At 67.6% G+C, this 20,874-nt stretch carries 19 protein-coding genes; 8 read left to right on the forward strand and 11 right to left on the reverse strand.

What is annotated here, in order from left to right:
* Positions 1-41 precede the first annotated feature (41 nt).
* Together thiS and thiO are read right to left on the reverse strand one after the other, a co-directional pair.
* The gene (gene thiS, locus ACOI2T_RS31930; protein WP_409504375.1) at positions 42-242 is read right to left on the reverse strand and encodes a sulfur carrier protein ThiS; all 201 of its coding nucleotides are present in this window, start codon (positions 240-242) and stop codon (positions 42-44) included.
* A complete protein-coding gene (gene thiO / locus ACOI2T_RS31935) occupies positions 239-1,243 on the reverse strand; it encodes a glycine oxidase ThiO (RefSeq protein WP_067849487.1) in 1,005 nt (334 codons plus the stop codon). Before thiO ends, thiS begins: the two co-directional genes overlap by 4 nt.
* A gap of 152 nt (positions 1,244-1,395) precedes the next feature.
* Between thiO and thiE the strand changes: the two genes are divergently transcribed.
* Positions 1,396-2,067: a thiamine phosphate synthase gene (thiE, locus tag ACOI2T_RS31940; RefSeq protein ID WP_409504374.1), complete on the forward strand. Its 672-nt coding sequence runs from the start codon at positions 1,396-1,398 to the stop codon at positions 2,065-2,067.
* On the opposite strand, the gene ACOI2T_RS31945 is transcribed toward thiE, so the two are convergent.
* Complete coding sequence (locus tag ACOI2T_RS31945) at positions 2,051-2,557, reverse strand: NUDIX hydrolase (RefSeq protein ID WP_067849491.1); 507 nt, start codon at positions 2,555-2,557, stop codon at positions 2,051-2,053. The genes thiE and ACOI2T_RS31945 overlap by 17 nt on opposite strands.
* Positions 2,558-2,712: 155 nt before the next feature.
* On the opposite strand from ACOI2T_RS31945, the gene glnX reads away from it, so the two are divergent.
* The 4 genes from glnX to ACOI2T_RS31965 all read left to right on the forward strand — a co-directional run bounded on the left by glnX (position 2,713) and on the right by ACOI2T_RS31965 (position 8,275).
* Positions 2,713-4,032, forward strand: a complete 1,320-nt coding sequence (gene glnX / locus ACOI2T_RS31950; RefSeq protein WP_067849493.1) for a protein kinase G-activating protein GlnX — start codon at positions 2,713-2,715, stop codon at positions 4,030-4,032.
* 5 nt (positions 4,033-4,037) lie between these two features.
* On the forward strand, positions 4,038-4,997 hold the full coding sequence (locus tag ACOI2T_RS31955) for a glutamate ABC transporter substrate-binding protein (RefSeq protein ID WP_409504372.1): 960 nt from the start codon (positions 4,038-4,040) through the stop codon (positions 4,995-4,997).
* Positions 4,997-7,273: a serine/threonine-protein kinase PknG gene (locus ACOI2T_RS31960; RefSeq protein ID WP_409504371.1), complete on the forward strand. Its 2,277-nt coding sequence runs from the start codon at positions 4,997-4,999 to the stop codon at positions 7,271-7,273. Before ACOI2T_RS31955 ends, ACOI2T_RS31960 begins: the two co-directional genes overlap by 1 nt.
* A gap of 126 nt (positions 7,274-7,399) precedes the next feature.
* A complete protein-coding gene (locus ACOI2T_RS31965) occupies positions 7,400-8,275 on the forward strand; it encodes a putative endonuclease domain-containing protein (protein ID WP_409504370.1) in 876 nt (291 codons plus the stop codon).
* 54 nt (positions 8,276-8,329) lie between these two features.
* On the opposite strand, the gene ACOI2T_RS31970 is transcribed toward ACOI2T_RS31965, so the two are convergent.
* The 4 genes from ACOI2T_RS31970 to ACOI2T_RS31985 are packed head-to-tail and all read right to left on the reverse strand — an operon-like array spanning position 8,330 to position 14,472.
* Complete coding sequence (locus tag ACOI2T_RS31970) at positions 8,330-9,460, reverse strand: acetate kinase (protein WP_409504369.1); 1,131 nt, start codon at positions 9,458-9,460, stop codon at positions 8,330-8,332.
* Entirely contained in the window at positions 9,457-11,535 is a 2,079-nt protein-coding gene (pta, locus tag ACOI2T_RS31975) for a phosphate acetyltransferase (RefSeq protein ID WP_409504368.1), read from the reverse strand. Before pta ends, ACOI2T_RS31970 begins: the two co-directional genes overlap by 4 nt.
* Before the next feature lie 19 nt (positions 11,536-11,554).
* Complete coding sequence (locus ACOI2T_RS31980) at positions 11,555-12,889, reverse strand: aspartate aminotransferase family protein (protein WP_409504367.1); 1,335 nt, start codon at positions 12,887-12,889, stop codon at positions 11,555-11,557.
* A gap of 17 nt (positions 12,890-12,906) precedes the next feature.
* Entirely contained in the window at positions 12,907-14,472 is a 1,566-nt protein-coding gene (locus ACOI2T_RS31985; protein ID WP_409504366.1) for an APC family permease, read from the reverse strand.
* Between the two features lie 219 nt (positions 14,473-14,691).
* On the opposite strand from ACOI2T_RS31985, the gene ACOI2T_RS31990 reads away from it, so the two are divergent.
* Genes ACOI2T_RS31990 through ACOI2T_RS32000 form a run of 3 tightly spaced genes read left to right on the forward strand, consistent with a single transcriptional unit; the run spans position 14,692 to position 17,250 of the window.
* On the forward strand, positions 14,692-15,702 hold the full coding sequence (locus tag ACOI2T_RS31990; RefSeq protein WP_409504365.1) for a phosphotransferase enzyme family protein: 1,011 nt from the start codon (positions 14,692-14,694) through the stop codon (positions 15,700-15,702).
* An 8-nt stretch (positions 15,703-15,710) separates the two neighbouring features.
* Complete coding sequence (gene fabG / locus ACOI2T_RS31995; protein ID WP_409504364.1) at positions 15,711-16,487, forward strand: 3-oxoacyl-ACP reductase FabG; 777 nt, start codon at positions 15,711-15,713, stop codon at positions 16,485-16,487.
* Between the two features lies 1 nt (position 16,488).
* Positions 16,489-17,250 carry a GntR family transcriptional regulator gene (locus tag ACOI2T_RS32000; RefSeq protein ID WP_409504363.1) on the forward strand — a complete coding sequence of 254 codons (762 nt, stop codon included), beginning with the start codon at positions 16,489-16,491 and terminating at the stop codon, positions 17,248-17,250.
* Positions 17,251-17,253: 3 nt separating this feature from the next.
* On the opposite strand, the gene ACOI2T_RS32005 is transcribed toward ACOI2T_RS32000, so the two are convergent.
* From ACOI2T_RS32005 to ACOI2T_RS32020, 4 genes are all read right to left on the reverse strand, one after another.
* Positions 17,254-17,922 (reverse strand): GntR family transcriptional regulator, encoded by a 669-nt coding sequence (locus tag ACOI2T_RS32005; RefSeq protein WP_409504452.1) that lies wholly within the window; start codon positions 17,920-17,922, stop codon positions 17,254-17,256.
* 64 nt (positions 17,923-17,986) lie between these two features.
* Positions 17,987-19,195, reverse strand: a complete 1,209-nt coding sequence (locus ACOI2T_RS32010) for an MFS transporter (protein ID WP_409504362.1) — start codon at positions 19,193-19,195, stop codon at positions 17,987-17,989.
* Complete coding sequence (locus ACOI2T_RS32015; protein WP_409504361.1) at positions 19,192-20,238, reverse strand: 4-oxalomesaconate tautomerase; 1,047 nt, start codon at positions 20,236-20,238, stop codon at positions 19,192-19,194. Before ACOI2T_RS32015 ends, ACOI2T_RS32010 begins: the two co-directional genes overlap by 4 nt.
* Complete coding sequence (locus tag ACOI2T_RS32020; protein ID WP_409504360.1) at positions 20,235-20,873, reverse strand: GntR family transcriptional regulator; 639 nt, start codon at positions 20,871-20,873, stop codon at positions 20,235-20,237. Before ACOI2T_RS32020 ends, ACOI2T_RS32015 begins: the two co-directional genes overlap by 4 nt.
* Between the last annotated feature and the right edge of the window lies 1 nt (position 20,874).

Consider the following 20,874-nt stretch of genomic DNA (forward strand, 5'->3'; position numbering starts at 1 on the left):
GTTTTGAAGCCGATGAGCCGCTTGCGCGAAGAGCAACAGCACTAGCCACCCTGCACCGCCGTCACGACCTCGACCCGGGCCCCGTCGGCCAGGGTGCGGTCCCACTCCGACCGCGGCAACACCGACCAGTCGAGCGCGACGGCGATGCCCTTGTCCGGGAACCCGCGGGTCTCCAGCAGCCCCTCGATCGTGGTGGCATCGTCCACCTCGATGATTTCGTCGTTGACCGTGATGGTGATCATTTGGCTCCCACGCTCACCTCGAGTTCGGCCGCGATCCGCTCAGCGGTCCACGGCGCCAATAGAAATCCGTTCCGGCCATGCCCGGCCGCGACGAGCGTGCGATCGTCGAGCCGTTCGACGATCGGCACCCCGTCGGGGGTCATCGGCCGCAGCCCGGCCGCGGTCTCGGCGAGCTCGTACTCGCCGAGCGCCGGCATGACCGCGCACGCGTCGTCGAGCAGATCGCGGACACCGCTCACCACGGGCGCGGTGTCGCGGCCGTGCTCGTACTGGGTGGCTCCGACAACGACGCCGTCCCGGCGCGGCACCAGATAGACGGGGCGCCCGTGCACGCGGGCGCGGACCACCCGGTGCGGCACCGGCATGCAGCCCTTGCGCCACCGCAACCGCAGCACCTCACCCTTGACCGGGCGGATCGGCAAGTCGGGCCACAACCGCGGGGCGTCGATGCCGTTCGCGATCACCACCGCGTCGGCGTCGACGTCGGACAGGTCGTCGACGCGACCGGCCCGGCGCACCGAAAGCTGTGCACACTGCGCGGCGAGCGCGTCGACCACGGCGCGGTTGTCCACCGCGAGTTCGGTGGTCGCCAAGAACCCGTGCCGGATTCCCTGCGCCAGGAGCGGTTCGACATCGCGCGCCGCGGTGGTGAGCTCGACGGGATGACCCTGGCCGGCCAGCCACTCGGCGACCGTGCGCAGATCGGCGGCATCGGCCCGGTCGACGGCGACCACGAGCGACTCCCTGGCGGTCACGACCTCGGGCGGCATGCCGTCCAGGAATCCCGAGTGCCACAGCCGCAGCGACTCAAGGCCCAGTTGCAGCAGCCGCTCCTCGCCGGGCCAGCCTTCGCTGTGCGGTGCGAGCATGCCGCCGGCCACCCACGACGCGCCGTGTTCGGTGGTGGAGTGCAGTTGCACGGTCCAACCGTCGAGCGCGGCGCGACGGGCGATGGACAGCCCGATGACGCCGCCACCGATGACGGCAAGTGTGCGTGCCATTCCTTGACTCCCTTCGCCGGCATGACCCGGATCAGGTGTGACGGTAAGGGCTGGTGCTCGGCGTCTCGTAGCCCACTCTCAGTCCCCGTTCCCCGGGACTCCCGTGTGTTGCCAGTCCAGGGTACTCGGCGCGCACACGCTACCGTCGCGGTGTGGAATCACCCGTCGACCGACTGCAGCATGCCGCGCTGTACCTGTGCACCGACGCCCGCCGCGAGCGCGGCGACCTGGCCGAATTTGCCGACGCCGCGCTGGCGGGTGGGGTGGATCTCATCCAGTTGCGCGACAAGGGCTCGCCCGGCGAGCAGAAGTTCGGCCCGCTGGAGGCACGTCAGGAACTCGACGCGCTCGCGGTGCTGGCCGACGCCGCCCGCAGGCATGGTGCGCTGCTCGCCGTCAACGATCGGGCCGATATCGCGCTCGCGGCCGGAGCCGACGTGCTGCACCTCGGCCAGGACGATCTTCCGCTGCCCGTCGCGCGCGGCATCATCGGTGACCGGCCGGTGATCGGCCGGTCGACACACGACGCCGAGCAGGTCGCCGGGGCAATCGACGAAGCCGTGGACTACTTCTGCGTCGGGCCGTGCTGGCCCACCCCGACCAAGCCGGGACGGCCCGCGCCCGGCCTGGATCTGGTGCGCCACACCGCCGCGCTGAACCCGGCCAAGCCGTGGTTCGCGATCGGCGGAATCGACGCGCAACGGCTGCCCGAGGTGCTCGCCGCGGGCGCGCGCCGCATCGTGGTCGTGCGTGCGATCACCGCCGCCGACGATCCCCGCGCCGCGGCGCACGACCTCAAGAAGGCGCTCAGCGCTGCCGGTTGACGAGTAGCGGGATCGTGGCGGTCACGGTCCGCAGGTGCTGCCAGCTCGCGGCGAAACCGGGGTGCAGCGGCAGTTCGGCGACCTGATCCTCGACGACCCAGCGCAGCTCCGAGCTCTCGCGGTTCGGGATCGTCTCGAGGAGCTCGGGCGCGTCCGCGATGACGGTGGTGTACGTCCATTGCGTGCCACCCATGCCCGCGACCTCGGCGGTGATCACGGTGGTCCGCACGGTCAGTTGTTCGGCAGGCAGCCCGGCTTCCTCGTGAGCCTCGCGGACTGCGGCCTGCTCGGGCGTCTCATGGCTGTCGCGGGCGCCGCCGGGCAACGCCCAGGTTCCGCCTTGATGGCTCCACGGCGCCCGATGCTGCAACAGCACGGCGGCCGAGCCGTCCGGCCACGGAGCCCGCAACAGCAATCCGGCCGCACCGTGACGGCCCCAGAACCGGGCGCCGTTGTCGGAAATCACCCAGCCGTCACCGTCGCCACGCACCCGTACAGAATAAGGAACACCGCTGAAATTGGTTGGGCCCCGAATCAACGCGAGCCATACCCGGAGCTCTTAGAATTCTTTTATAGAGTTGACGCAGCCGTACCAGACCCGACCCAAAGCCGAAGACACCGAAACTAAATGAGGTCCGCGCGCAGGTGACTGTGGAGTTGGCACATCCCTCGACCGAACCGCTCGCGTCCCGGTCGCCGACCACCCCTGCCCACCCGCGTTGGTGGTTTCTGTGGACCACGCCCGGCCGCATCCTCACCATCGGGGTGGTGCTGTGCGCGCTTGTCGTCGCGAGCGCGTTCGCGACATCGACGACGATCAACGACCGCCAGCAGGCGTTGACGACGGTTCTCGACCACACCGAACCGCTGTCCTTCGCGGCCGGCCGGCTCTACACCACGCTCTCGGTCGCCGATGCCGCTGCGGCCACGGCGTTCATCGCCGGTGCCGAACCCCGCGATGTGCGCCAGCGCTACGAACAGGCGATCACCGACGCGTCGGTCGCGGTCACCCGGGCGTCGAGCGGGCTGACCGACGAGGAACTCGTCCAGCTGCTCGGCCGGATCAATGCCCGGCTGGCGGTGTACACCGGGCTCGTCGAGACCGCCAGGACCAACAACCGCGCGGGCAATCCGGTCGGCTCGTCCTACCTGTCCGAGGCGTCGGCGATGATGCAGACGCAGATCCTGCCGGACGCGCAACGCCTGTATGAGCAGACGTCCGCGCGCGTGGACGCCGAGACGACGGCGTCGGCCCAGATTCCGACGCCGGTCATGCTCGTGGTGCTCGCGACATTGTTGTTCGGGGCGTTCGCGAACCGCTGGCTCGCGCGGCGCACCCGCCGCCGCGTCAACATCGGGTTCGTGGCGGGCGGGCTGGCCGTGCTGATCATGTTGATCTGGGTGAGCACCGCGCTCGTGATATCGACATCGGACAGCCGCAGCGCGAAAGAGACCGCCGCCGAATCCTTGAAGACCGTGACGAACCTGGCCATCACCGCCCAGCAGGCCCGCGCCGACGAAACCCTCGCCCTGATCCGGCGCGGCGACGAGAACGTGCGCAAGCAGTCCTACTACCAGCGCATCGACATGATGCAACAGCAGCTTTCGGACTATCTCGCGCGCGACACCGGAATCGACACGAGTGATCTGGTCGGCGCCGAACAGCTGCTCACGAAGTGGCGTGCGGCCGATGACCGGATCAACGCCTACATCGCGGTCGGCAACTATCAGGCCGCCACGCAGGTCGCGCTCGGCACCGGCGAGGACGATTCGACACCCGCGTTCGACAAGCTCGACGCCGCGCTGTCGAAGGGCATCGAGCAGAGCCGCAGCCAGCTCCGCAACGACATCGCCAACGCCCGCCGCGTGCTGTCGGGCGCGACCGTCGGCGCCGCGCTGCTCAGTGTGGCCGCGGCGATCGCGGTGGCGCTCGGGCTGTGGCCGAGACTGAGCGAGTACAGATGATGCAGATGAAGAAACTTCTGATCCTGCTGGCGGCGGTCCTCGCGGTGGCCGGCTGCAGCCAGACCGCACCCGCGTTGACGTTGCCCGCGTTGACGCTCGCGCCGCCAACCCCGGCCGGCATGGAGGAACTCGCGCCCCAACCGGTGCGGGTCCCCATCGAAGAGGACGACGACTGCAACCGCACCGCGAGCCTGCGCCCGTTCAGCAACAAGGCCGAGGCCGACGCCGCAGTCGCCAACATCCGCGCCAGGGGCAGGCTCATCGTCGGCCTCGACATCGGCAGCAACCTGTTCTCCTTCCGGGATCCGATCACCGGCCAGATCAACGGATTCGACGTCGACATCGCCGGTGAGGTGGCCCGCGACATCTTCGGCACCCCGTCGCAGGTCGAGTACCGCATCCTGTCCTCGGCCGACCGCATCGCCGCCCTGCAGAACAACCAGGTCGACATCGTCGTCAAGACCATGACGATCACGTGTGAGCGCAAGGAGTTGGTGAACTTCTCGACGGTGTACCTGATGGCCAATCAGCGCATCCTCGCGGCCAGGGACTCCAACATCACGCAGGCCTCGGATCTGTCCGGCAAGCGCGTGTGCGTGGTGGACGGCACCACGTCCCTCGAACGAATCCAGCAGATCAGCCCGTCCCCGATCATCGTGTCGGTGGTGACGTGGGCCGACTGCCTGGTGGCGCTGCAGCAGCGCCAGGCCGACGCGGTCAGCACCGACGACTCGATCTTGGCGGGCCTCGTCGCCCAGGATCCGTATCTGCACATCGTGGGCCCGAGCCTGAGCCAGGAACCCTACGGCATCGGCGTGAACCTGGAGAACACCGGGCTCGTGCGTGTCGTCAACGGCACGCTGGAGCGGATCCGCCGCGACGGCACGTGGAACACGTTGTACCGCAAGTGGTTGACGGTGTTGGGCCCGGCGCCGGCCCCACCGGTTGCGAGGTATGTGGATTGATGAACCAGCCCGACGACGCAGAATTCGCGGGATCACCCGATACCGACGAGGGGCCGGGCACTCAGCCGGCCAGCTTCGATGACCTCGACTTCGATTCGGCGTCGACCATGCGCCCGATGGCGACCCAGGCTGTGTTCCGGCCCGAGTTCGACGACTCCGACGACATCTCCCTGGGTTCGGGCGACACCGAGCCACACGAGCATGCGACCATCGCCACCCGCATGCTGTCGCCGATCCGCCGGCTCGGTGGCGGGCTGGTGGAGATTCCCCGCGTGCCCGAGCGGGACCCGCTGACCGCGTTGATGACGAATCCGGTGGTGGCCGAGTCGAAACGGTTCTGCTGGAACTGCGGCAAACCGGTCGGCCGCTCCTCCCCCGACGGCCACGCCCTGTCCGAGGGCTGGTGCCCGCATTGCGGCAGCGCCTATTCGTTCCTGCCGCAGTTGTCCCCTGGCGACATCGTGGCCGATCAGTACGAGATCAAGGGCTGCATCGCCCACGGCGGGCTGGGCTGGGTCTATCTGGCCTTCGACAAGAACGTCAACGACCGGCCCGTCGTGCTCAAAGGCCTGGTGCATTCCGGCGACGCCGAGGCACAGGCCATTGCCATGGCCGAGCGCCAATTCCTGGCCGAGGTGACCCACCCCGGGATCGTCAAGATCTACAACTTCGTCGAACACAACGACAAGCACGGCAACCCCGTCGGCTACATCGTGATGGAGTACGTCGGCGGGACGTCGCTCAAGCAGGCCAGGGGTACGAAACTGCCGGTGGCCGAGGCGATCGGCTACATGCTGGAGATCCTGCCCGCGCTGGCCTACCTGCATTCGATCGGCCTGGCCTACAACGACCTCAAGCCCGAGAACATCATGATCACCGAGGCCCAGCTCAAGCTGATCGACCTCGGCGCGGTGTCGCGGCTCAACTCCTACGGATACCTGTACGGCACACCGGGTTACCAGGCTCCCGAGATCGTGCGGACCGGTCCGACCGTGGCCACCGACATCTACACCGTGGGCCGCACGCTCGCCGCGCTGACCCTGGATCTGCGCACACGCCGGGGACGTTATGTCGACGGCCTGCCGTCCGAGGACCCCGTGCTGGCCACCTACGACTCGTTCGGCCGGTTGCTGCGCCGGGCAATCGATCCCGACCCGCGGCGCCGCTTCGCCAGTGCCGACGAGATGTCGGGACAGCTGCTCGGCGTGCTGCGCGAAGTGGTCGCCGCGGACAGCGGCGTGCCCCGGCCCGGCCTGTCGACGGTGTTCAGCCCGTCGCGGTCGACCTTCGGGGTGGACCTGCTCGTCGCGCACACCGACGTATACGTCGACGGCCAAGTGCATTCCGAGAAGCTCACCGCGCAAGAGATCGTGCGGGCGCTGCCCGTGCCACTCGTCGACCGCACCGACGTCGGAGCCCCCATGCTCGTGGCCAGCGTGCTCAGCCAGCCCGTGCACACGCTCGACCAGCTGCGGGCGGCCCGCCACGGCGCGCTCGACTCCGACGGTGTCGACCTGTCGGAATCCGTTGAGCTGCCGCTGATGGAGGCGCGCGCGCTGTTGGATCTCGGCGACGTCGCCAAGGCCACCCGCAAGCTCGACGATCTCGCCGCACGTGTGGGCTGGCGCTGGCGGCTGATCTGGTTCCGCGCGGTCGCCGAGATGCTGTCCGCCGACTATGAATCGGCGACAAAGCATTTCACCGAGGTGCTGGACACGCTGCCCGGCGAGCTGGCGCCGAAGCTTGCATTGGCCGCGACGGCCGAACTCGCCGGTACCGCCGACGAGCTGAAGTTCTACAAGACCGTGTGGAGCACCGACAACGGGGTGATCTCGGCGGGGTTCGGGTTGGCGCGGGCCGAGTCGGTCGCCGGCGAGCGTGACAAGGCCGTCCAGACCCTTGACGAAGTGCCGCCCACGTCAAGGCATTTCACGACGGCGCGGCTCACGAGCGCGGTGACCCTGTTGTCGGGACGGTCGACCAGTGAGATCACCGAGCAGCACATCCGCGACGCCGCACGGCGCGTGGAGGCCCTGCCCGATTCCGAGCCACGCGTGCTGCAGATCCGCGCGCTGGTGCTGGGCACCGCGATGGACTGGCTGGCCGACAATTCGGCGAGCAGCAATCACATCCTGGGCTTCCCGTTCACCGAGCACGGCCTCAAGCTCGGTGTCGAGGCGTCACTGCGCGCCCTGGCACGGGTCGCCCCCACGCAGTCACACCGGTACGCGCTCGTCGACCTCGCCAACAGCGTGCGCCCGATGTCGACGTTCTGAGCGGTCATGCCGCCGAGCGTGCGTTGACGGCGACCACTGTGCACAGACGGCGAATTGTGGATAGATTTCGCGCCCTGGACGCACACTCGGCTGAACCTGTCGGGTCATCATGTCAACCTCCCCTCCATGACCCCGTTATCGACGCCTTTCATCGGCAGCGAGGCACTGACCAGTGCCATGGTGAACCGTCACCAATTACGGACGCGCTTCACGGCCATCTACCCGAATGTGTACGTGCCTGCCGATCGAGTGCCCAGCCTCCGCGACCGCACCGTCGGCGCGTGGTTGTGGTCGCGGAGGCGTGGCGTGGTGTCGGGACTTGCGGCGGCCGCGATGCTGGGCTCGAAATGGGTCGACCCGAGCACGCCCGTCGAGTTGGTGCACACGAATCCACGGGCGCCAAAGGGCATCATCACCCGCCGCTACAAACTCCTGGATGACGAGATTGTCGACCGCCGAGGCATTGCGATGACCACCGCAGCGCGAACGGCATTCGATGTCGGGCGGCAGATCAGCGTCGCCGCGAGCGTGCCACGTCTCGACGCCTTGTGCAGAGTGACGGGGTGCACAGTCGCCGAAATCGAGGCGCTCGCGGCGAAACACCCCGGCGCGCGTGGCGTTCGCCTGCTCGAAACAGCTTTGACCCTGGTCGATCCGGGCGCGCAATCGCCCAAGGAGAGCTGGCTACGGTTGCTGCTGATCCGTAACGGGTTCCCGATGCCCACCACCCAGATCCCCGTCACGGTGGACGCGGCGCCGGTCGCCTACCTAGACATGGGGTGGGAGGAGTGGATGGTTGCTGCGGAGTACGACGGAGACCAACACCGCACCGACCGCTGGCAATACGTCAAGGACGTCCATCGTTTGGAGATGCTCAAGGAACTCGGCTGGATCGTGATCCGCGTGGTGGCCGAAGACCGTCCGGCCGATATCGTCCGCCGCGTGCGAGCGGCATTGGCTCAACGACAGTTGAGTGTGCGTTCAGGGCGAAAAGCCGGCTGAAACACGACCATCAGGACACACTCGGCGCCCTACGTGCACCGTCGCGCCAGGAAACTACACGACCTCCACACAGGCCTGAGCGATCGCCAACTCCTCGTTGGTCGGGACGACCAGGACGGTCGTCGGCGAGTCGGGCGTCGAGATCCGCCGTGCCTCTTTGGATCGCACGGAGTTGACCGTCTCATCGATCTGGATGCCGAGGCCGCTCAACCCCGCAAGCGCGTCACGGCGGACCGCGGCATCGTTTTCCCCCACCCCGGCGGTGAAGGTGATGACGTCGGTGTGGCCGAGCACGGCGAGGTATGCGCCGATGTATTTCCGCAACCGGTGGATGTAGACGTCGTAGGCCAGTTGAGCTGACTCATCCCCGGAATCGATGCGCTGGTGGAGTTTTCGGAAATCGTTCTCGCCGCCGAGTCCGAGGACACCCGAGCGGCGGTTGAGCATCGACTCGATGTCCTCGACGCCCATCCCGGCCGTGCGCCACAGGTACATGATGATGCCGGGGTCGATGTCACCGCTGCGGGTGCCCATCACCAAACCCTCCATCGGAGTCAGGCCCATGGAGGTGTCGACGGGCCTGCCAACGGCGATCGCCGACGCGGACGCGCCGTTACCGAGATGCAGCACAATCTGATTCAGCGATTCGTACGGTCGGTCCAGGAACGCCGCGGCTTGCTGGCTGACGTACTCGTGCGACGTGCCGTGGAAGCCGTATCGGCGGATCTTCCACTCCTCGGCCAACTCGTCGTCGATCGCGTATGTCGCGGCGGCGGCAGGCAGATCATGGAAGAACGCGGTGTCGAACACCGCCACGTGGGGCAGGTCGGGCAGCAGCTTGCGGGCCACCTTGATACCGAGCACGGCAGGCGGATTGTGCAACGGCGCCAACGGCGCGAGCTCCTCGACCTTGGCGATCAGGGCGTCGTCGATGATGGTCGGGCGGTAGAACATCTTGCCGCCGTGTACGACACGATGGCCCACCGCGACGAGTCCGAGGGCGTCGAGGTCGAGCCCGCCGGCGGCGAGTTCGTCGAACGCGGCCCGCAGCGCGGCGTCGTGATCGGGTACCGAACCCGAACCGATCTCCTCGATGATCCCGTCCGCCAGGAATTCTCGCGAACCCGGCTGCACCACGGCGTATTTGAGCGACGACGAACCGGAATTGACAACGAGAACGGTCACGGCTGCCCCTGCGCCTGAATCGCCGTGATCGCCACGGTGTTGACGATGTCTTCGACGAGTGCGCCGCGCGACAGATCGTTGACCGGTTTGTTGAGCCCTTGCAGCACCGGGCCGATCGCGATCGCACCCGCACTGCGCTGCACGGCCTTGTACGTGTTGTTGCCTGTGTTGAGGTCGGGGAAGATCAGCACCGTGGCCCGCCCGGCCACCTCCGAATCCGGCATCTTCGTCTTGGCCACCGACGGTTCCACCGCCGCGTCGTACTGGATCGGCCCCTCGACGAGAAGCGACGGTTCCCGCTGACGCACCAATTCGGTTGCCGCCCTGACCTTGTCGACATCGGCACCGGTACCTGAGGTTCCGGTCGAATAGGACAGCATCGCGACGCGCGGGTCGATGCCGAACTGCGCGGCCGTGCGGGCCGAGGAGATCGCGATATCGGCGAGCTGTTCGGACGTCGGGTCGGGCACGATCGCGCAGTCGCCGTAGGCCAGCACGCGATCCTCGAGGCACATCAGGAAGATGCTCGACACGGTCGAGACATCGGGCAGGGTCTTGATGATCTCGAACGCAGGCCGGACGGTGTGCGCCGTGGTGTGCATGGCCCCGGACACCATGCCGTCGACCATGTCGTTGTGCACCAGCATGGTGCCGAAGTACGACACGTCGTGGATGATCTCGCGGGCCTGCTCGACGGTCACGCCCTTGTGCTTGCGCAGTTCGGCGTACTGGTCGGCGAACTGGTCGCACAGCTCGCTGGTACGTGGGTTGAGCACCGTGGCGGCCGCCAGGTCGACACCGAGTTCGGCTGCCCGGGAACGGATCTGGCTCTCGTCGCCGAGGATCGTGAGATCGGCGACGCTGCGCTGCAGCAGCCGCCCGGCCGCCTTGAGGATGCGGTCGTCCTCGCCTTCGGGCAGCACGATGCGCCGGACGTCCGAGCGTGCCCGATCCAGCAGCTGGTAGGTGAACATCTGCGGCGTCGTGACCGTGGGAATCGAGATGCTCAGCTGTGCGAGAAGGTCATTGACGTCGACATGGTCGTCCATCAACGCCAGCGCGGTGTCGATCTTGCGTTGCGACGCCGCGGTGACGCGTCCGCGCGTGCCCGCCACGCGGCTCGCGGTCTCGAACGTGCCGTATTTGGTCGCGACGATCGGCAACCGGAGCCCCAGCCCCGACACCAGCGACGCGATGGCCGGGTGCAGTTCGAGCCCACCGTTGAGGATGATGCCCGACAGCGACGGAAACCCTTCGGCGGCATGGGCGCTCACCACCGCGAGCACCACATCGGAGCGATCACCCGGCGTGATCACCGCGACGCCTTCGGTGAGGCGTTCCAGCACGTGCTCGGCGGTCATGCCGGCCACCAGCACGCCCATCGCCTCACGGGACAGCAGTGCCGGGTCTCCGGCGATCACGGTGCCGTCGACGGCCTTCTGCAGTTCGGCCACCGACGGCGCGACCAACAGCGGCTCCTCGGGCAGCACGTACGCCGGTGGGCCGAGCGGTTTGAGGGCGTTGGCCATCGCGGTCAGCTGAGCCGGGTCGCACCGATTGGCGACCACGGCCGCGGCATGCGCGTGCTGTCCGGCGAGTTCGGCCAGGCACACCTCGACGACGTGCGCGACCTCGTCGGGGGTTCGGTCGGCGGCCTTCACCGCGAGCACGACGGGTGCACCGAGGTTCACCGCGATGCGCGCGTTCATGCTCAGCTCGCTGGGCGTGGCCACGTCGGTGTAGTCGCTCCCGACGATCAGCACCGCATCGCACTGGTCGGCGACGCGGTGGAACCGGTCGACAATCTCGGTGATCGCGGCGTCGGGGTCCTCGTGCACCTGCTGATAGCCGACGCCGACGCACTCCTCGTAGGCCAATCCGGCTGTTGTCCCGGCGAGCAACAGTTCGAGGATGTAGTCGCGGTCCTCGCCCAACCGCGTGATGGGCCGGAAGACCCCCACCTTGGGCACCGTCGCCGCGAGCCGGTGCAGAATGCCCAGCGCAATGGTCGACTTACCGGTGTCGCCTTCGGGTGAGGCTATGTAGATCGCGGTCGCGATGTTTCCATCCGGCACGACTACAGCATTCCCTAGATCAGGGCAGCTCCGCCAGCGCAGCCCCGAACTCGGTGCACAACCAGTCGACGTCGGCCATGGTGAACACGAGCGGCGGCCGGATCTTGAGCACGTTGCCGTCCGATCCGCACACCGAGATGAGGACCCGGCGGTCGCGCATCGCGTTGACCAGATCGTGGGCTGCGGCCCGGTCCGGCAGCGCGGTTTCGGGATCGGTGACAGTCTCGACCCCGACATATAGCCCGCACCCACGGACGTCACCGATACGGGGATGGCCTGCGGTGATGCGGGCGAGTTCATCCCGCAGTGCCGCCCCCACCCGGTCAGCGTTGGCGATCAACTGCTCGTCCTCGATGACGTCGAGGACCGCGGCCGCAGCCGCCATCGACACCGGGTTGCCGCCGAACGTGTTGAAGTAGGGCACGCCGCGGGCAAACGCCTCAAGCACCTCGCTGCGGGCCGCCATCGCCGCGACGGGAAGCCCGTTGGCCATCGGCTTGCCCATCGTGACCAGGTCGGGGACGACGCCGTGGCGGCTGAACCCCCACATCGAGTCGCCGGTCCGGCCGAAACCGGGCTGTACCTCGTCGGCGATGAACACCCCACCCGCGGCGCGGACGGCCTCGACCGCGGGACCGAGCACCGACGGATCCGGATAGATGCCGTCCGACGAGAAGATGGTGTCGACGATGAGGCAGCGCACCCCTTGACCGGCCGCCTGCAGGTCGGTGATCGCCGCTTGGACGTCGGCACGGAACTTCGCGGCCACGGCCGTGCCGGTGCGATAGCTGTCGGGGGCAGGCACCGTGCGGACATGCGGGCCGACGGTTGTGTCACCGCCGAGCGACGGTGAAATCGCCGTCACGGCTTCGGTATTGCCGTGATAGGCGTCACGGGTCACGATGACACCCGTTGCTCCGGTGTACATCTGGGCGACTCGCAGGGCGAGGTCGTTGGCCTCCGAACCGGTGCACGCGTACATCACCTGATCGATGTCGTCGGCGCCGGAATCGGCGAAAGTGCCCAGCAGCCGGGCCGAGTAGTCGACGATGCCCTCGTGCAGATAGCGGGTGTGGGTGTTGAGGGTTTCGAGCTGTCGGGTGACCGCGGCTACGACGTGCGGATGGCAGTGCCCGACGCTGACGACGTTGTTGTAGGCGTCGAGATACCGCACGCCGTCCGCGTCGAACATGTGGCTGCCCCGGCCACGGACCAGGTGCACCGGCCGTTCATAGAACAGCCGGTACGCCGGTCCGAGCAGGCGGGTGCGGGCTGAGATCAGTTGTTCGGTACCGGGATCGGTCGCCAGACCACCCGTGTAGCTGTTCGAATCCATGATGTTGGAAAAACTCATGCCCGCATCCCCCTTACTCAGCGTTCGTGTGCTTCCTCCAACACCGTGCGGCCCAGGTCGGAATACCGCTGCGGATCCCGGTATTTCAGGAACAGCGCCAACAGCACACCACCGATTCCGACGATGCCAACAACATACGGGATCGCGGTGAAGACCCAGTCGGATGCGGCAGCGCCCGCGGCGAACGACGCGTTCTTGGCCAGCAGGTAGATCACATAGAGCATGCCGGTTCCGCCGAGCAGCGGAGCCAGGAACGTGGTGAACCAGTTGGCGGTCTCCGGGTGGCGTTTTTGCACATGGAAGTACGAGATCACCGAGAACGCCGCCAGCGCCTGCACGATCATGATGGCCGTGGTGCCGAGGAGCGCCATCAAGCCGTACAGCCCGGTGTAGGGGTCACGCCCGGTGAGGTCGAAGAACAACACCACCAGGGTCGCGAAGCCGGTCTGCACGAATCCGGCGATGTGTGGTGAGCCGTGCACCGGATGGGTCGCGCCGATCGTCTTGCGCATGCCGGGGATGATGTTCTCGCGCCCGAGTGCATAGAGGTAACGCGCAGCGCAGTTGTGGAACGCCATGCCGCAGGCGAACGATCCGGTCATCAACAGGATCTTGAACAGATCGACGGCCCACTGCCCGAGATGCTCGTGTACGGGATTGAAGAAGATGTTGCCCGCGGTCGACGAATCCTGCGCCAGCGCAACAGCATTCTGCGGTCCGGTGCCGACGATCGCCAGCCATGAGACGAGCACGTAGAACACGCCGATGCCGACCACCGAGCTGATCACCGCGATCGGGATGATCTTCTTGGGGTTACGTGATTCCTCGCCGTACATGGCGCTCGACTCGAAGCCGACCCAGGACCAGAAGGCGAAGAACAGGCCGACGCCTGCTGATCCGGCGACCGCGATCATGCTTCCGTCGGCGCCGGCAACCTCACCGGACAGACTGTGAAATCCGTTGAGCGGGTTGAGTGATCCGAGAGACCAACCCTGCGGGCCACCGCCGGTGAAGACGACCGAGAGCGCCATCATCGCAAGCATCACGATCTCGGTGATGAGGAAAACACCCAGCACCTTGGCCGCGAGATTGATGTCGAAGTACGTCAGCACCGCGTTGACGGCGAGCATGACGACCGCGAACACGATCCACGCCACGTCGATGCCGAAGAACGATTTGAACAGATCGTTGCCGAAGAACGAGAAGATGCCGATGAGCGAGGCCTCGAACACCATGTACGCCAACGCTGTCAGGAAACCGGCACCCAACCCGACGATGCGGCCGAGCCCGTGGGAGATGTACCCGTAGAACGCACCGGTCGCGGTGATGTGCTTGCTCATCGCGGCATAGCCGATCGCGAAGAGCGTCAACACGATCGTGGCCACGAAGTAGCCCGCGGGCGCGTAGGCGCCGTTGCCGAATCCGACCGAGATCGGGACGTTGCCGACCATGGCGGTGATGGGTGCGGCGGTGGCCACCGCCATGAACAACACGCCGACCAAACCCACCGCGTTTGGCTTGAGACGTTGGATGCCGCTGGACGGCGTTTGAGATGGAGATGGAGGATCGATGATCTCGCTCATTGTGGACCCACTTTTGGTCTGGTTTCAACGCGTCGACGACAGCGTTGTGGTGCGACGGAGGCCATTTCTACCGTTCGCAGAACGCTTGGTCAACTTGGAAATCCCTGGCTGACAAGGCTTTTGTTGCGGCCATGTTTCGAACCTGGCAATCATGCAACAGCGAGGTTAAACCGGCTCATTTGGTCTGCTCGTGCTGCTCATTTGGTCCACACTCGACGCATGCCGGGACTGCCTGCTGATCACGAACTGTTCGCCAGGGCCGCCCTGCCGTCGTACCGGCGCGACCCCGAGACGCCGCTGCGCCTGCTGAGCCTGTCCGAGAACGCCACCTATCTCGTCGCCGACGACGACCCGATCGTGTTGCGGGTGCACCGGCCGGGCTACCACTCACTGGCCGGCATCGGCTCCGAACTCGACTGGATGGCCGCGCTCCGGCGTGAAACACCGGTGAGGACACCACAACTCGTGTGCTCGTCGACCGGCGCGCACGCGGTGACGGCCGCTGTCGGCGATCGCGAACTACACGTCGATGCGGTGAGCTTCGTGCCCGGGTGCACGGCCGAGGAAGCCCCCGACGCCGTCGGGTTCGCCAAACTCGGCGAACTGACCGCGATCATGCACGAACACACGCAGCGCTGGACCCCACCGGCCGGTTTCACGCGCTTCAGCTGGGACCTCGACGCGATTCTGGGGCCGCACGCCCGCTGGGGGAACTGGCGCGCCGCTCCGGCTCTCACCACCGAGGACCGCGCCTCGATCCAAGCCGCGGTGACCGAGATCACCGAGCGGCTCGACGAGTTCGGCACGGGCCCGGATCGCTTCGGGCTGATTCACGCCGACCTGCGGCTGTCGAACCTCATGGTGGACCCCGCCGCACCGGGCACCGACATCACGGTGATCGACTTCGACGACTGCGGGTGGTCGTGGCATCTGGCCGATCTCGCCGCCGTCCTGTCATGGATCGAGGACGCACCGCAGGCCGACGCCATCGTCACCGAGTGGCTGCGCGGCTACCGGTCGGTGCGCCATCTACCCGACGATCACCTGGCGCTCGTGCCGACGTTCGTGATGTTGCGCCGGGTGCAGTTGACGGCGTGGATCGCGTCGCATGCCGATGCCGACGCGGCGATCGCCGTCGGCGCCGACTATGCCCGCGGCACCGCGCGGCTGGCCGACCGCTACCTTGGCGATCAAACCTGGCTGCAGGACGCCGTTTTCACAACCGCTTAGGAGCGACAATGTTTGATCTGGAGAACCGCTCGGTGCTGGTCACCGGAGGCAGCAAGGGCATCGGCCGCGGCATCGCGACGGTGTTCGCACGTGCCGGGGCGAACGTCGCGGTGGCGGCGCGATCGTCGACCCATCTCGACGAGTGCGTCGCAGACCTCGACAGCCTCGGCTCGGGCAAAGTCATCGGCGTGGTGACCGATGTCAGTGACCGCAAGGCGTGCGACGAGCTCGCCGCGGCGGCACTCGAGGCGTTCGGCGGGCTCGACGTGGTCTGCGCCAACGCCGGCATCTTCCCCGACGCACCGCTGGCCACCATGACCCCCGAGCAGCTCACCGAGATCTTCGCCGTCAATGTCAACGGGACGTTCTTCGCAGTCCAGGCCTGCCTGGACGCGCTCATCGCGTCGGGCTCCGGCCGGGTCATCCTGACGTCGTCGATCACCGGACCCATCACCGGATACCCCGGCTGGTCGCATTACGGTGCGACCAAATCCGCCCAGCTCGGGTTCATGCGGACGGCCGCAATCGAGTTGGCCCCGCACAAGATCACCGTGAACGCGATCCTGCCCGGCAACATCATGTCCGAGGGCATGATCGAGAACGGCGAGGAGTACATCGCGAGCATGGCCAAGTCCATTCCCGCGGGCGCACTCGGCACGCCGGAAGACATCGGCCACCTCGCGGCGTTCCTGGCCACAAAGGAGGCCGGCTACATCACCGGGCAGGCCATCGCCGTCGACGGCGGACAGGTGTTGCCCGAGTCCCTGGACGCGATCGTCACCTGACATGGAGGAGTCGTCCGGGGGGCCGGTGGCCGAAGACGTGCGCCGCCGCATCCTGTCCATGCTGGCCCAGGGCACGCTGCGGCCGGGCTCGCGCCTCGGCACCGAACGCGAGATGGCCGACACCTTCGCGGTGTCGCGGTCGACGCTGCGCAGCGCGCTGCTGCCGTTGAGTCAGGCCGGCGTGCTGGAACGTCGTACCGGCAGAACCGGCGGCACGTTCGTGCGCGCCGACATCGTCGAGCGCAACGCCGCCGAACTGGCCGGGCTGCCCGCGCGCCTGCACAGCGGCGGGCACACCAGCACGAGCCGCGTGCTGGGGACCGATCGCCGCCCGGCCACCCCGGTCGAGGCCCACGCACTCGAAATCAGCGAGACCACAGACATTTTCACGATCCGTCGGCTGCGCTTCGCCGACGGCGTGCCGTTGTCGGTCGACCTGGCCTGCTTCGTCGCCGACCATATGGAGGACCTGCTCGAACAACCGCTCGGCGGCTCGCTCTACGAATTGCTACGCGTGCGGTACGGGCTCGTGCCCGCCACCACGACCGAGACCATCGAGGTCGTCAGTGCAAGCCAGCGCGAAGCCCAATGGCTGGAGATCGCGCACCGCAAACCGCTCCTCGCGATCACGCGCGTGACCCGCGACAACACGGGCACGCCGTTCGAATACGCGTATGACCTCTTCCGCGCCGACCGGGTCCGGCTGACGGCAACGAGTCACGGCACCGTCGGCGCGGTCGAACGGTCGGTGAGCAGCGCCTGACGCTCAGCTTCCCTGCTGAGCCGCGGCGACGTCCTTCAACGCGACGATCACGCTCTTGAGGTGGTCGCGCATCGCGGCCTCGGCCCGCTCAGGATCCTTCGCGCACACCGTGTCGATGATCGCGACGTGCTCGGCCAGTGACACGGTGATCCGGCCCGGATGCATCGCCAACCGGAACTGGTGGCGTACCAGCTGCCCGCGCAGGCGTTCCAGGATGTCGGCCGCGGTGTGCTGGGCTCCGATCTCGCGAACCCGCTTGTGCAGCAATTGATTCAGCTTCGAATAGCCCATGACGTCGCCGGACTCGACCGAAGCGGTGAGCTCGGCGCGCAGCTCGGCCAGTTCAGCGATCTGCTCATCGGTGATGTGCTGTGCTGCCTTGGCCGCACAGAGCCCCTCCACCACCATCCGGACCTCGGTGATCTCGACGGCTTCTTCCAGCGAGACGGAGCGCACCCGCGCACCGCGGTTCTGGATACGTTCGATGAGGCCCTGGGTGGCGAGTTCTTGCAGCGCACCGCGCACCGCGCTGCGGCTGACGGCGAACTGCTCGCACAGATCGGCCTCGACCAGTCGCTGATTCGGCGCGAACTCCCCGTCGAGGATGGCCGCGCGGATCCGGCCGGCTACATCGGCCGACTCGCTGCCGCGCCCCCGCTCGTCAACCAGCATCCCCACCCCAGATCGTCGCCAAGATCGTCGACGAGATTCTACCGTCGCCCCCGGGGCGACGCGCCTACCTGGCGGAACCTCCCGCGTCGTCGCCGTCCGGCGCCCACCGGGACAGCCGCGCCGACACCAACAGGGTCGCTCCCGTGGCCGCGAACACCACCGATGCACCGCCCAACGCCGAGATCCCGGCCACGGCAAGCGGTATCCCCGTTTGCCCGGCGCGATTTCCGACCAGACGCAGCGAGGCCGCGACGCCGCGATCGGGCCGCGGCGTCACGAGCGTCATCCACGACATCGTGAGGGGTTGGACCGTCCCGGCCGCCAGGCCGTAACACGCCATGCAGACCACGAGCACCACAGCAGGCACCGGTAGCACCAGCGCGATAAGCGACACGGCCGCGACGGCACCCGCGACCACGAGGACGCGTCGCCGGCCGAACGCGTTCGTCATCCGCCCGAGGGTCAGGCGCGAAGCCATCGTGGCGACCCCGCGCGTCACCAGAAGCGCCGTCAACCAGGCCGGGCTGAGGCCGCGTTCCCGTGCGAGTAACGGCAGGTAGGCGAGCACGATATCCAGCGAGGACAACACCAGGCTGCTGGTGACCAGGGCGGGCACCACGCCCTTGGTCCGCAGCAGACGCGACGCGACCGGCCACATGGCCGTGGGCTTGTCCGTCGTCGCGTCAGGACGCGCCGTCGACGGAATCACCAGCGAAAGCACCAGTCCCACAAGGGCAATCCCTAGCGTTGCCCACGCGATCGTGGTGAATGCCGGCGAGTGTGCCTCCGCGGACGGCAAGAGCAGTAGTGCGGGCCCCAGCATCTGTCCACCCGAGGTCGCGAAGGTGTAGACGCCGAACACGAAGTCGAGGCGTCCGGCGGCCGCATCGCGCATGACCCAGGCCTGTTCGGCCACAACGGAAAACAGCACGCCGAGGCCGAGCAGGACCGTCGCGGCCAACAGCCCGGCCAGGGTGGCCCCGACGGACACCAGGACGGCCGCCGCACCGACGAACGCGAGCGCGCCGAGCACCATGCTCGCTCGCTCACCGACGCGGTCGACGAATCTTCCTGCCGGCACGGCGAGCAACAGCGGCGGAACCGCGAAGGCGGCCGTCGCGACACCGAGCCAGGCCGGGCCGTGCCCGAGGTCGAGGATCGCGTACGAAATCGCCGGGCGCAGCGCATATGAGACGATCTGGACCCCGACCGCATGCACGAGCAGCAGCCCCAGCGCGAGGTTGCCGGGCCGAGGTGTCGATGGCGGCGTCAAGATCGAGGAAAGACGGTGCCGTCGAACAACTTTCGGGCCGTCCGCACGATCGCCGTCCGGCGGACGCGCTCGCCGTCGAGTTCCACCTCGACCTCCAACGCACCGGTCGGGTGCTCGATGCGCATTCGTGGGCCGCCGGAAGGATCCGCAATCCCGGCCGCGACGCTGTCCGGAAGCGCGGCAGCCACTGCGACGCTCGCGGCCCCGAGCACGCCGATGGATGCGTGCACCCGATGCGGTATGAACGTGCGCGTCGCGATCACGCCCCCGGAGCGGGGTGGCGACACGATCGTCAGCTTCGGAACGGTGAGATCGCTGACATCACCGAGATTCATCCGTTTGCCGGCTTCCAGTCGGATACGCTCCAGCAGTTCGCGCAGCCGCTGATCGGATTCCAGTTCGGTCGGCGATTCGTCGCCCCGCACACCGAGATCCGCGGCCCGCAGCACGACCGTCGGCATCCCGTTGTCGACGCACGTGACCGGGACCTCGGCGATCACGTCCCTGACCTGTCCGGTCGGCAACAGCGCGCCGCAGCTCGACCCCGCGGTGTCCTCGAAATCCAGCACGATCGCGGCGGCGGTACCCGGAACCCCGTCGATCGACGTCGTGCCCGCGTACTCGACCACGCCTGCGGGCGTCGGCACGTGGGCGATCGCGCGGCCACCGGTGTTCGTCATCCGGATCGGCACCGCGGTCTGGCCGTCGGCGGCTGCGACCAGTCCTCGTTCGATCGCGAACGGGCCGACCCCGGCGAGCAGGTTCCCGCAGTTCTGCCGGTCCGACACCAGCGCCTGGTCGACGCTCACCTGCAGAAACAGGTAATCGACGCCGGCACCATTGCGGCTGACCACCGCGACCTTGCTGGTCAGTGGATGACCGCCGCCGACCCCGTCGATCTGGCGCGGATCGGGCGACCCCATGATCCGCAGCAGCAGATCGTCGCGTTCGCCGGGATCCCGCGGAAGATCGTCGGCGAGGAAGTACGTCCCCTTCGACGTTCCGCCGCGCATCAGCATGCACGTCACTCCGGGTGCGCTCATGCGACTGACGTGGGTTGCTGGGCGTGCACTTCGCGCATCGCCGCCACGACGCTGTTGAGGTGCACGGTCATCGCATGCTCGGCGGCGGCCGGATCGCGGTGCGCGATCGCGTCGATGATCGCCAGATGCTCTCCGAGCGAGACGCTGGGCCTGCCCGGTTTCATCGCGAGCGCGAACTGCTGGCGCACACTCTGCGCACGCAGGCGCTCGATCAGCGACAGCGCAGTACGCTGCCCGCTGATCTGATGGATGCGTGCGTGCAGTTCGCGGTTCTTCGCCGAGTACCCGCCGAGGTCTCCGCCGGCGACAGCCTGTTCCATTGCCTCTCCGATTGCTTTGAGTTCGGCTATCTCGTCGTCGGTGACCACCGCCGCCGCCTTACCCGCGCAGAGGCTTTCGAGCGCACGGCGCACCTCGGCGATCTCGATCGCCTCGTCGAACGAGATGACGCGCACCCGCGCACCCCGGTTCTGTTCGCGTTCGACGAGCCCCTGCACCGCGAGCTCGCCGAGCGCGGTGCGCACCGCGGCCCGCGACGCGCCGAACTGCTCGGCGAGATCGGCCTCGACCAGCCGTTGATTGGGCACGAGCTCCCCTCTGAGGATCAGCGTGCGAATCTCTTCTGCGACAGCCATG

This window comes from Mycolicibacterium wolinskyi str. Jessa 2025, assembly GCF_049241375.1.
Classification (GTDB): Bacteria; Actinomycetota; Actinomycetes; order Mycobacteriales; family Mycobacteriaceae; genus Mycobacterium; species Mycobacterium wolinskyi.